We start from the raw sequence: 11,808 nt of genomic DNA, 5'->3' as shown, positions 1-11,808 counted from the left end.
GCTGCGGCTGGCCGACGTCTTGCGCTCGCGCGGCGGCTCGTCGCCGGCATCCTCGCTCTTGCGCTTGGCGGATGATTTCGTCGATTTCTTCGGCTTGTCGTCGCCGCCGGGAATGCGATCCGCCGCGGTCAGGCGCAGATCGGCGAGCGCCGCGGGCAAGCCGAACAGCGGCTCCTTCCGCCCACCCTTTTTCTTTCCCAACCCCATACGCAAAACGCCCGGTCAGCCCGCCCCGCCGCACGCTAGCGGTCGCAGTTTAAGGCCCGGTTACCCCGACGTTAACGCGTGATTAGGAGATGGGGCATTCGCCCGCCGCAGTTCCGCTGATGAGGCGACGGCGCTAGGATTGCGGGCACAAAACAACAGGGAAACACGCATGGGCCATATCGATCCGACCAAGGAGATCTTCGCACAATTCCGGGACAATGACCGTCCCGGCCCGATCCACATGCTCAACCTGGTGCGCCTGCGCAAAGAAGCGGCCTATCCGGACGGACGCAAGGCGAGCGGCGCGGAGGCCTACGCAGCCTATGGCCGCGAGAGCGGGCCGGTGTTCGAACGCCTTGGCGGCCGGATCGTCTGGCAGGGCAGGTTCGAGCTGATGTTGATCGGTCCGCAGGACGAACGCTGGGACCATTGCTTCATCGCCGAATATCCAAGCGTCTCAGCCTTCGTCGAGATGATCCGCGATCCCGTCTATCGCGAAGCCGTCAAGCACCGCCAGGCCGCGGTGGAGGACTCACGGCTGATCCGGCACGCGGTGCTGCCGGTCGGGAAGAATTTTGGAGAGATACCGGCGTAGGGCGCGTTGCTCTCTCCCCGTCATCCTGAGGTGCGAGCGGCGCGATGCAATGCGTCGCGCCGGGAGCCTCGAAGGATGCACGGCCGCCTCGATGCTTCCGCGCTGCGACCAGCCGGGCCGTCGCCCTTCGAGGGCCGCCGAAGAGGCGGCCACCTCAGGGTGACGGTGAGGGATTTGAGTCGCGAACACAAAATCGGCGGCCCGAAGGCCGCCGATCGCATTTCAGAACCAGGCAACCACTAACCTGCCGGGCCCGCGTCTTCCAGGATCGGGCCGAACAGCTCCCAGCGCTCGCCGTTGAACTTCATCATCTGGAGCTGCTTGTTGACGCGATAGTCGGTTGGCGAGGTGTTGGCCTTGATGCCGGGCAGCGCGGTATCGCTGACGACGTCCTTCAGCGACGCCGCCTGCTTCATGACGTTCTCGCGCGTCAGATCGTCACCGCACTGCTTCAGCACATGGACCAGCAGCTGCGCCGTGCTGTAGCCGTAAGTGTTGAAGTTCGAGTCCTTGTCGCCATCCGGATAATACTTGGCCATGAAGTCGAAATACCTCTTCAGGCCGGCATCGTCCTTCCAGGTCGGATCGAGCGGTTCCTTGCCGTAATTGACGCTGATCAGGCCCTTGGCGGCGTCGAGGCCGGCCGGCTTCAGCACCGCGCCGACCGAGGTGGCGTTGATGTCGACGATCTGCACCGGATGCCAGCCCATCTCGGCGATCTTCTTGATCGCCTGCGCGGCCTGCTTCGGCGTGGTGGCGCTGAAGAACAGATCGGCGCCGGCGTCCTTGATCTTGAGGACCTGCGAATCGACGGTCGGATCGGACACTTCGTAGGACGCTTCGGTCACGATCATCTTGGCGGCCTTGTCGCCGAGGCCGGCCTTGATGCCGTTCAGATAGTCCTTGCCGAGGTCGTCGTTCTGATAGAGCACGCCGATCTTGGCGTTCGGATGCTCCTTCAGGATGTACTGTCCGTAGATGCGGCCCTCGACGAAGTAGTTCGGATTGAAGCCCATCGTCCAAGGATAGTTCTTCGGATCGGTGAAGCGCGAGGCGCCCGTTGCTGCGAACAGCTGCGGCACCTTCTTGGAATTGAGATATTTCTGCACGGCCGCGTTCACGGGCGTGCCGATGATCTGGAAGGTCAGCAGCACCTCGTCGCTCTCGACCAGCTTGCGGATCTGCTCCACGGCCTTCGGCGGCGAATAGGCGTCGTCATACTGGATCAGGTTGATCTTGCGGCCGTTGATGCCGCCCTGGTCGTTGATCATCTTGAAATAGGCGGCCTGGGTTTTGCCGATCGACGAATAGGCCGACGCCGGTCCCGAGAACGGCATGGTCTGGCCGACCTTGATCTCGGTGTCCGACGCGCCGGGATCATATTTCTTCTGGGCATTGGTCGCCGAGACCGACAGCGCCAAAGCGAGTGCCGTACCAGCGACCAGATGCAATAATCCGTTCCTCATTCGCAATTTCCTCGGTTTGTTATCTCGATGATCTTTCCGTTGCCGTGGCGGCAAGCGGGCGTCATCGCTGGGCCGCAGTGCGGCGGACGCTCTGCTGCAACGCAAGGCGGGTGAAACCCGCAGTTCGTAGGGTGGGTTAGCCGAAGGCGTAACCCACCACGTCTGTCGCCGCGGAGGCCGAAGAGGTGGGTTACGCCTCGCGGTTTGCGCTTCGCGCAATCCGCGGGGCTAACCCACCCTACGAGATCCGCCCTCGAGCTAACCCGCTGGGCCGTTGTCCTCGATGATCGGTCCGAACAGCTCCCAGCGTTCACCGTTGAACCGCATCATCTGCATCTGCTTGTTGACGCGATAGTCGTTCGGCCCGGTGTTGATCTTGATGCCGGGCAGCGCAAAGCTCGGGGTGAAGTCCTTGATGTTGGCGACCTGCTTCATCACGTTCTCACGCGACAGGTCGTCGCCGCACTGCTTCAGCACCTGCGTCAGCAGCTCGGCGACCGAATAAGCATAGGTGTTGACCGTGTTGAGCTTGTCGCCTTCGGGGAAATACTTGTCCATGAAGGCGAAGAACGCTTTCACGCCCGGATCGTCCTTCCACTGCGGATCGCTCGGCTCCTTGCCGTATTGGGTCGAGATGATGCCCTTGGAGATGTCGAGGCCGGCCGGCTTCAGCGTCGCCGAGATCGGGCTCGCATTGATGTCGAGGATGTGCACCGGGTTCCAGTTGAGCTCGGCCACCTTCTTGATGGCTTGCGCCGCGAACTTCGGCGTCGAGGCATCGTAGAAGAGATCCGCGCCCAGCGATTTCAGCTTGACCACCTGCGAGTCCACGGTCGGATCGGTAACCTCGTAGGACACCTCGCCGACGATCATGCTGGCGGCCTTGTCGCCGAGGCCGCTCTTGAGGCCGGCGAGATAGTCGCGGCCCATGTCGTCATTCTGGTAGAGCACGCCGATCTTGGCATTCGGATGCTCCTTGAGAATGTATTTGGCGTAGATCCGTCCCTCGGACACGTAGTTGGGATTATAGGCGATGGTCCATGGATAGTTTTGCGGATCGTTGAAGCGCGCCGCGCCGGTGGACGCCAGCAGCTGGGGGATCTTCTTGCCGTTGAGATATTTCTGCACGGCGGCGTTGGCGGCCGTGCCGATGATCTGGAAGGTGAACAACACCTCGTCGCCTTCGACGAGCTTGCGCACCTGCTCCACCGTCTTCGGCGGCGAATAAGCGTCGTCATATTGGATCAGATTGATCTTGCGGCCGTTGATGCCGCCCTGATCGTTGATCATCTTGAAGTAGGCGGCCTGGGTCTTGCCGATATTGGCGTAGACGGAGTAGGCGCCGGAGAACGGCACGGTCTGGCCGATCTTGATCTCGGTGTCGCTCGCCCCGGTGTCGTATTTCTTCTGGGCGAGGGCTTGGCTTACGAAGGCTTGGTTCGCGGAGAACGCGAAGGCGAGCGCCGCCGTGGCAGCTATGAAGGCTCTGCGATTGCTCATGTGGGTTGTTCCTCCTGACGGAATTTTCGGCCGACGGTCTTTTTCCGTTGATTGCAACGGTCGCCATCGCTGCCGAAGATTGTGGAGGAAGGTTCGCCGCCGCGCAAGGATCGCAACGCTGCGCCGTAGCGTCTCAGGTCGAGGGCTAGGCGAGGAACAAGGCAGCCAGCGCGACCGCCGCCGGCAGCGCCTGGACCATCAGGATGCGGCTGCTGACGGTCGCGGCGCCATAGGCGCCGGCCACGATCACGCAAAGCAGGAAGAACGCCTTGATCTGGAACGCGAAGGCCGGGTTGCCGTGGAGGAGACCCCAGATCAGGCCCGCGGCGAGGAAGCCGTTATAGAGCCCTTGATTGGCAGCCAGCACTTTCGTGATCTCGGCCTTCTCCGGCGTGTTGCGAAACACCTTCAGCCCCTGCGGCTTGTCCCAGAGGAACATCTCCAGGATCAGGAAGAAGACGTGCAGCGCGGCGACCAGCGCCACCAGGACATTGGCGATCAGGATCAAAGTCAGCTCCCCCCGAAGCGTCAGCTTTCGGGTGGACGTTAGCATGGCCGGCATGGCAAGTGCGATGGCGTGTTTCGATGTAATGGTGCCGTAATGGCCAGCCGACCAACCAAACTCTCTATTCGCTTCGGCCTCGATCGCCTGACGACGCCGATCGGAATCGCCTTGCTCGTCACCGATGCCGAGGGTGCGCTGCGCGCGCTCGACTGGGCAGACTACGAGCACCGCATGCGTGAGCTCCTGCGCCTGCACTATGGCGCAGTCGATCTGAGCGACCAGCCTGCGCCCGCGACCATGCGGACGGCGCTGTCGGGCTATTTCGAAGGCGATCTCGGTCAGCTCTCGAGCATCGGATGGCGCATCGCGGGCACGCCGTTCCAGCGGAAGGTCTGGACTGCGCTCGCGCAAATCCCTGCGGGCACCACCATGAGCTATGGCGCGCTCGCCGCAAAGATCGACACGCCAAAAGCCATTCGTGCCGTCGGCCACGCCAACGGCTCCAACCCGATCAGCGTGGTGCTGCCATGCCATCGGCTGATCGGCGCCGATGGTTCGCTGGTGAAATACGGCGGCGGCCTGGAGCGCAAGCGCTGGCTGCTGCGGCACGAGGGGGTGGAGGTTCGAAAGCCTGTTTGAGGAGGTGTGAGCGACAAGGAGCCTGCTTCAAGGTCTTGCCCCAGCGATGGGTCGTCGAGCGAATCTTCGGCTGCTGCCCCTGCTGTAGCCGAATCCATCAGATTTTCGACGTCATCACTTTCTGCACGATCTTCCAGGTCCCGCTCACCTTCAGGCATGACAAAAGGTCCGTGAAGCAACGCGGCGGAATGTGCAATTTCACTTTCAAGAGCGCGAGCTCGCCTTCAATATCGATTGACAGGATCTGATCATCCCGCTCGAAGCCCTGTTGCTTCGGAGCTTTCATGCTGCGGACCGCTCCTAGCCAGGTTGCAATCGGCGTCACGCCGACGTTGCCGTCTTCGGCGACCTTGGTCACGGAACTCAAGGAATGGAATATGGATGCAAACTTCTCAGCATCCATTTCATAGGCGGCATCGAAATAGGTCTGCGCGAGGGAGCGCAAGGCGGAAGCGTCCGTGTCCATCGTTATCCTCAAAGCTGTTTACACCGAACCCATTAAAGCGGCTCGGCCAACTGTGCCGAGCCTCGACCCCGCCTCACGTTCGGGACGTTACTGCAGGTCATCTCCTTGCTCGCGCAAAGATCTAAGGCAAACTGATTTATGAAACTAGACGACTTGCATGGCATGGGCTCGTGAGTGATATTCATGAATGATGACAAACGAAATGAACGAGCTCGCTGCGTTTGCAGTCGTAGCCAATGAGCGAAGCTTTACACGCGCTGCGATAAAGCTGGGTGTATCTCAGTCCGCGTTGAGCCACACCATCCGGAGGCTTGAGCAGCGGCTCGAGCTGAAGCTGCTCGCTCGAACAACCAAGAGCGTTGCGCCAACCGCTGCGGGGGCAGCTCTTTTGGAAGAATTGTCGCCGGCACTTGAGCAAATTCGTCATGCCATCGACAAAGCCCAAAGCGTTCGGCGCAGACCCGAAGGTCGCCTTCGAATTGTCATGTCACGATCCGCTGCCGTGATGGTATTGCTGCCGCGCCTCAGAGCCTTCGCCGAGACCTACCCTGACATCGTTCTGGACGTTGTCACCGTCACCGGACCTGTGGACCTTGTTGCAGGCGAGTTCGATGCCGGTATTCAGCTTGGCGAGTACATTCAAAAGGACATGATCGCGGTTCGTATCACGCCCGAGCTGCGATTGGCGGTCGTAGGGTCGCCACGCTATTTCGCATCACGACGCATCCCCGAAAAGCCAAAGGACCTCAGCGAACATCGGTGCATCACCCTGCGTCTTGCGGGTGGTCCTTATCGGTGGGAGTTCGAGCAGGGACGAAAGTCGGTCACGATCAACGTGAACGGCCCGCTCATCATTGACGATACTCACCTGGTGATTCAGGCGGCGCTCGCTGGAGTCGGTATCGGGATCGCCTATGAAGAGCAGGTCGCCGGATATGTTGCGCAACGCCGCCTTGTCAGGGTGCTGGAGGACTGGACGCCGCCGATTCCGGGCTTCTTCATGTATTATCCGAGTCGTCAGCATCAACCAGCCGCGCTGTCTGCACTGGTGAACACGCTACGATTCTCTGAGCAAAAGTCGGTGCGATGATTGGCGCCTCGATCTCTCCCCTCATCAATCCGGGATGCCGCGCATCGGCGAGCCCGGAATGACGGCACGAGATCACGCCGCCGGCGCGGCAACCGCCTTGTCGCCGGCCATCACATGGGTCAGCGCGCTCTTGATCGCAGCCTGCCGGGTCGGCGCGCTGATCTGTGCACCCAGGAGGTCGGTGACGTAGAAAACGTCACGCGCGCGCTCGCCGAAGGTCGCAACATGGGCTGACGCAATGTTGAGATTGAGCTTCGAGATTGCGGTGGTCAGCTCGTAGAGCAGGCCGGGGCGATCAAGGCCGGAGACCTCGATCACCGTGTAGCGGTCGGACCATTGGTTGTTGATGGTCACTTCCGGCTCGATCACGAAGGGCCGCGCCTTGCTGCGCACGGTGCGCCGCGCCACCACTTCGGGCAGGCGCAACTTGCCTTCGAGTACGTCCTCGATCATCTCGCCGATGCGCGTGGCGCGGCGGCCCTCGTCCTCGTCGCGGTCGTACTCCCGGGAGATCGAGATCGTGTCGAGCGCGCGGCCGTCGGTCGTGGTGTAGATCTGGGCGTCGACGATGTTGGCGCCGGCCGAGGCGCACGCGCCGGCGATGATCGACAGCAGCCAGGGATGGTCGGCCGCGAAGATCGTCAGCTCGGTGACGCCGCGCACCTCGTCGAAGCCGACATTGATCGCGAGCTTGTGGCCGGCCTGCTCGCTGGAGCGGACGAAGCGGGCGTGACGGATCTTGCGTGGCAGCTCGACCTTGAGCCAATAGGCCGGATAGTGCCGGCCGATATAGGCATCGAGCTCGTCCTCCGGCCATTCGGCGAAGGCCATGCGGAATTCGGCATAGGCCGCGGCGAGACGCTTGCCGCGATCGACCTCCGAGAAGCCGCCGGTCAGCACCGGCTCGGTCTCGTAGTAGAGTGAGCGTAGCAGCTGCGCCTTCCAGCCGTTCCACACGCCGGGACCGACGCCGCGGATGTCGGCCGTGGTCAGGATGGTCAGCAGCTTCATCTGTTCGACCGACTGCACCACGGCGGCGAAATTCTCGATGGTCTTGCGATCCGAGAGGTCGCGCGACTGCGCGACCGTGGACATCGTCAGGTGCTCCTCGATCAGCCAGGCGATGAGCTCGGTGTCGGCCGGGCTGAAGCCGAGCCGCGGGCAGAGCCGGCGCGCCACCTTGGCGCCGGCGATCGAGTGATCTTCCGGCCGGCCCTTGGCGACGTCATGCAGCAGCGTCGCGATATAGATCACCGCGCGGTGCTCGGGCCGGGACTTGCGCATGAGGTCGCTGGCGAGCGCGAATTCCTCGACGCCGCCACGCTCGATGTCCTGCAGGAAGCCGATGCAGCGGATCAGATGCTCGTCGACCGTGTAGTGATGATACATGTTGAACTGCATCATCGAGACGATCTTGCCGAAGGCGCGGATGAACTGGCCGAGCACGCCGGTCTCGTTCATCCGCCGCAGCACGATCTCGGCGTTGTCCGAGGTCAGGATCTCCATGAACAGCCGGTTGGCCTCGGGATTTTCGCGAAGCTGCGCGTTGATCAGGCCAAGCGACCGCGTCACGTCGCGCATCGCATCCGGGTGGAAGGCGAGGTTGTTCTTCTGCGCCAGGCGGAAGATGCGGATCAGATTGACCGGATCGTGCTTGAACACGTCGGGCGCTGCAACGTTGATGCGGTTGTTGTCGACGATGAAGTCGTCGCTGTCGGGGACGCGCCGCTTCACCGCGGTCGGCCGCAGCCGCGCCATCATCCGGCTCAGCACCGGCGCGGGCTTGGCCTGCTGGTCCTCGAGCTTGGCGCAGAGGATGGCGGTGAGGTTGCCGACCTCCTTGGCGACCAGGAAGTAGTGCTTCATGAAGCGCTCGACGTCCTGCATGCCGGGATGCGAGGTGTAGCCGAGCCGGACCGCGATCTCGCGCTGGAGGTCGAAGGAGAGGCGCTCTTCGGCGCGGCCGGAGTAAAAGTGCAGATTGCAGCGCACCGACCAGAGGAAATCGGCGCAGCGGCGGAAGCTGCGATATTCCTGCGCGTCGAACACGCCGCGTTCGACCAGCTCGCTGGTGTCGCGCACGCGGTAGACATATTTGGCAATCCAGAACAGCGTGTGCAGGTCGCGCAAGGCCCCCTTGCCATCCTTGACGTTGGGTTCGACCAGGTAGCGCGACTGGCCGCCGCGGCGATGCCGCTCCTCGCGCTCGGCGAGCTTTGCGGTGACGAATTCCGATGCGGTGCCCTGGACCACCTCCTTGTCGAAGCGCGCGACCAGCTCGTCATAGAGTGGCTTGTCGCCGGTGAGGAAGCGCGTCTCCAGGATCGCGGTGCGGATGGTCATGTCGCCGCGCGCCTGCCGGATCGATTCGTCGACCGAACGCGTGGCGTGACCGACCTTCAGCCCCATGTCCCAGAGGCAATAGAGGATGGCTTCGGCGACCTGCTCGCCCCAGGCGGTCTGCTTGTAGGGCAGGATGAACAGGAGATCGATGTCGGATTCGGGCGCCATCAGACCGCGGCCATAGCCGCCGGTCGCGACCACCGCCATGCGCTCGGCGCCGCTCGGGATCGGCGAGCGGTAAAGATGCCGGGTCGCCGCCGAATACAGAATGCGGATGATCTCGTCCTGGACGTGACACAGCCGCTCGGCGCAGTGACGGCCGTGGCGGTCCTTCAAAAGGATTTCCTGTGCCGCGGCGCGTGCGGCGATCAGCTCGGCCTTGAGCAATTGTGCCATGGCGGTGCGGAACGCGTCTTCGCGTCCCTGATGCTTTTCGGCAAGCGCATCGACCGCGGCGGTGATCCGCGCCGTGTCGAAACGATCGTCCATCTCGGCCTTGTGCTCAGTCGCGACGCTGTCCATGCCTCACCGGATATAAGAGGTGACAGGCGCTGTCACCCGCCATTCTCTGGCAATAGTCGTTCCATGCTGGAAAGCTGCGGCTTGGGACAAATCTGTTCTCGGCCGGCGGGTCTTCAAGGGACGGATTTTCTCGTTGATTTCTAGATATAACTCATTGAAAAACAATGAGGTTTTTGAGGAGGCTGGGCATGACCGGGATGATACGACGTATTCTGCTGGCGGGAGCGGTTGCGCTCGCCATGACCCAAGCGGCAAAGGCGGCGGATCCGCTCAAGGAAATCCGCATCGACTGGGCGACCTACAATCCGGTGTCGATGGTCCTGAAGCAGAAGGGGCTGCTCGAGAAGGAGTTCGCCAAGGACGGTATCACCGTCACCTGGGTGCAGTCGGCCGGGTCCAACAAGGCGCTCGAATTCCTCAATGCGGGCTCGATCGATTTCGGCTCGACCGCGGGCTCGGCGGCGCTGGTGGCGAAGATCAACGGCAACCCGATCAAGTCGATCTACGTCTATTCGCGTCCCGAGTGGACCGCGCTGGTGACGGGCAAGGACTCCAAGATTGCTAGCGTGGCCGATCTCAAAGGCAAGCGCGTCGCGGTGACGCGCGGCACCGATCCGCACATCTTCCTGGTGCGCGCGCTGCTTGGCGCCGGCCTGACCGAGAAGGACATCACGCCGGTGCTGCTCCAGCACGCCGACGGCAAGACCGCGCTGATCCGCGGTGACGTCGATGCCTGGGCCGGCCTCGATCCGATGATGGCGCAGGCCGAGGTCGAGGAAGGCGCAAAGTTGTTCTACCGCAAGGCCGACGCGAACACCTGGGGCATCCTCAATGTGCGCGAGCAGTTTTTGAAGGACCATCCGGATGCGGCCCGCCGCGTGCTCGCGGTGTACGAGGAGGCGCGCAAATATTCGCTGGCGAATTACGACGAGCTGAAAAAGACCTTCATCGCCGTCACAAAGCTGCCTGAGGCTGTCGTCGACAAGCAGCTCAAGGAGCGCACCGAGCTCACCCATAGCCGGATCGGCGCGCCCCAGCGCGAGTCGATCCTCGCCGCCGGCCTCGCGCTGCAACAGGCCGGCGTCGTCGATGCCAAAGTCGACGTGAAGGCGACGCTGGATACCCTGATCGACGACCAGGTTCCGCTGCCGACGAATTGAGGTTGGTCTTGTAGCCCGGATGGAGCGAAGCGAAATCCGGGCTACGGAGGCTCAGGCGCGGCAATAGTAGTGTTGCAATCCCTGATCAGACGCGCTTCCTACCGGCCATGATCTCCGACGCGCCAGTCCTGCAACAAGCTTCCGAACCGGCCGAAAGCGTTGCCGCGCCTCCGCGGCTGTTGCGCTATGCGCGGCCGCTGCTTGGGGTATTGCTGCCGCTGACGCTCGCGCTCGGTTGGGAACTCGTGGTCTGGCTCGGCTGGTCCAACGGCCGGCTGGTGCCGCCGCCCTCGCGCATCTTTGCCACCATCGCCGAACTCGCCCATTCAGGCGAGCTGGTCCGCCACATTACCGCGACGCTGTGGCGCGTCGCGCTCGGCTTCGCGTTCGGCGTGGTCGCAGGCACGTTGCTGGGAGCCATCTCCGGCTATTGGTCGCTCGCCCGCCGGCTGCTCGATCCGACCGTGCAAGCGCTGCGCGCCATCCCCTCGCTCGCCTGGGTGCCGCTGTTCATCCTCTGGCTCGGCATCTTCGAGACCTCGAAGGTCGCGCTGATCGCGGTCGGCGTGTTCTTCCCGGTCTATCTCGGCGTGATGGGCGCGATCCTTTCGGTCGACCGCAAGATCGTGGAGGTCGGTCGCACCTTCCGCCTGTCCGGCCCGGCGATGATCCGCCGCATCCTGTTGCCCGCCGTGTTGCCGGCCTATGTCGTGTCCTTGCGCGTCGGGCTCGGCCTCGGCTGGATGTTCGTCGTGGCGGCCGAGCTGATCGGCGCCTCCGAAGGTCTCGGTTATCTCCTGCTCGACGGCCAGCAGCTCGGCAAGCCCGCGCAGATCCTGGCCGCGATCGTGATCTTCGCCATCCTCGGCAAGCTCACCGACTGGCTCATCGAGGTCGCGGCCGCACCGTTCCTGCGCTGGCAGGATGCCTTCGTCCGCGCGAAGGGAGCTTAAAGGCGATGCTGGCGCTCGACCGGGTCAGCAAGACCTATCCCAACGGTGTCCAGGCTCTGGCGCGCTTCTCCGCCGAGATCAGGCAAGGCGAGATCGTCGCCATTATCGGCGGCTCCGGCTGCGGCAAGTCGACATTGCTCCGCGCCGTCGCCGGTCTCGACCGCGCCAGCTCGGGCACCGTGACGCTCGACAATGAGGCGATCAGTTCGCCCCATGCCAAGATCGGCATCATCTTCCAGGAGCCCAGGCTTTTGCCCTGGCTCAGCGTCGCCGAGAATATCGGCTTTGGCCTTGCCGATCTGCCCGCGGCTGAGCGGCGCGAGAAGGTGGCGCGTGCGCTCGAGCGGGTCGGGCTGGCCGAG

At 63.0% G+C, this 11,808-nt stretch carries 12 protein-coding genes; 6 read left to right on the top strand and 6 right to left on the bottom strand.

Annotated features, from left to right (window positions below):
* Positions 1-207, bottom strand: a 207-nt coding sequence (locus MOV75_RS12370) for a hypothetical protein (protein ID WP_247005821.1), incomplete at its 3' end; no start/stop codon positions are given.
* 169 nt (positions 208-376) lie between these two features.
* Here MOV75_RS12370 and MOV75_RS12365 point away from each other — a divergent pair.
* Complete coding sequence (locus tag MOV75_RS12365; RefSeq protein WP_246922690.1) at positions 377-802, top strand: DUF1330 domain-containing protein; 426 nt, start codon at positions 377-379, stop codon at positions 800-802.
* 239 nt (positions 803-1,041) lie between these two features.
* Here MOV75_RS12365 and MOV75_RS12360 read toward each other — a convergent pair whose 3' ends face one another.
* From MOV75_RS12360 to MOV75_RS12350, 3 genes are all read right to left on the bottom strand, one after another.
* Positions 1,042-2,268 carry an ABC transporter substrate-binding protein gene (locus MOV75_RS12360; RefSeq protein ID WP_246922685.1) on the bottom strand — a complete coding sequence of 409 codons (1,227 nt, stop codon included), beginning with the start codon at positions 2,266-2,268 and terminating at the stop codon, positions 1,042-1,044.
* A 258-nt stretch (positions 2,269-2,526) separates the two neighbouring features.
* Positions 2,527-3,768 carry an ABC transporter substrate-binding protein gene (locus MOV75_RS12355; RefSeq protein ID WP_246922683.1) on the bottom strand — a complete coding sequence of 414 codons (1,242 nt, stop codon included), beginning with the start codon at positions 3,766-3,768 and terminating at the stop codon, positions 2,527-2,529.
* 145 nt (positions 3,769-3,913) lie between these two features.
* Positions 3,914-4,330 carry a DUF1304 domain-containing protein gene (locus MOV75_RS12350; RefSeq protein WP_246922681.1) on the bottom strand — a complete coding sequence of 139 codons (417 nt, stop codon included), beginning with the start codon at positions 4,328-4,330 and terminating at the stop codon, positions 3,914-3,916.
* Positions 4,331-4,369: 39 nt separating this feature from the next.
* Here MOV75_RS12350 and MOV75_RS12345 point away from each other — a divergent pair, with 39 nt between their 5' ends.
* On the top strand, positions 4,370-4,912 hold the full coding sequence (locus tag MOV75_RS12345) for a methylated-DNA--[protein]-cysteine S-methyltransferase (RefSeq protein ID WP_246922679.1): 543 nt from the start codon (positions 4,370-4,372) through the stop codon (positions 4,910-4,912).
* Positions 4,913-5,009: 97 nt separating this feature from the next.
* Here MOV75_RS12345 and MOV75_RS12340 read toward each other — a convergent pair whose 3' ends face one another.
* A complete protein-coding gene (locus tag MOV75_RS12340; RefSeq protein ID WP_246922677.1) occupies positions 5,010-5,378 on the bottom strand; it encodes a nuclear transport factor 2 family protein in 369 nt (122 codons plus the stop codon).
* A 202-nt stretch (positions 5,379-5,580) separates the two neighbouring features.
* Here MOV75_RS12340 and MOV75_RS12335 point away from each other — a divergent pair, with 202 nt between their 5' ends.
* Positions 5,581-6,468 carry a LysR family transcriptional regulator gene (locus MOV75_RS12335; protein WP_246922674.1) on the top strand — a complete coding sequence of 296 codons (888 nt, stop codon included), beginning with the start codon at positions 5,581-5,583 and terminating at the stop codon, positions 6,466-6,468.
* A 72-nt stretch (positions 6,469-6,540) separates the two neighbouring features.
* Here the strand turns inward: MOV75_RS12335 and MOV75_RS12330 are convergent, their stop codons facing one another.
* Positions 6,541-9,333, bottom strand: a complete 2,793-nt coding sequence (locus MOV75_RS12330; RefSeq protein WP_246922671.1) for a [protein-PII] uridylyltransferase — start codon at positions 9,331-9,333, stop codon at positions 6,541-6,543.
* Positions 9,334-9,521: 188 nt separating this feature from the next.
* Between MOV75_RS12330 and MOV75_RS12325 the strand changes: the two genes are divergently transcribed.
* From MOV75_RS12325 to MOV75_RS12315, 3 genes are all read left to right on the top strand, one after another.
* Positions 9,522-10,493, top strand: coding sequence for an aliphatic sulfonate ABC transporter substrate-binding protein (locus tag MOV75_RS12325; RefSeq protein ID WP_246922667.1), 972 nt, complete (start codon positions 9,522-9,524; stop codon positions 10,491-10,493).
* Between the two features lie 107 nt (positions 10,494-10,600).
* Positions 10,601-11,446, top strand: coding sequence for an ABC transporter permease (locus tag MOV75_RS12320; protein WP_246922664.1), 846 nt, complete (start codon positions 10,601-10,603; stop codon positions 11,444-11,446).
* A 5-nt stretch (positions 11,447-11,451) separates the two neighbouring features.
* A partial coding sequence (locus tag MOV75_RS12315; RefSeq protein ID WP_247005820.1) for an ATP-binding cassette domain-containing protein occupies positions 11,452-11,808 on the top strand: 357 nt, incomplete at its 3' end.

It is taken from the genome of Bradyrhizobium sp. PRIMUS42, assembly GCF_023006515.1.
In the GTDB taxonomy this organism is placed as follows: domain Bacteria; phylum Pseudomonadota; class Alphaproteobacteria; order Rhizobiales; family Xanthobacteraceae; genus Bradyrhizobium.
Note: the sequence above shows the minus strand (reverse complement) of the source record. Positions and strands in the feature narration are given on the sequence as shown.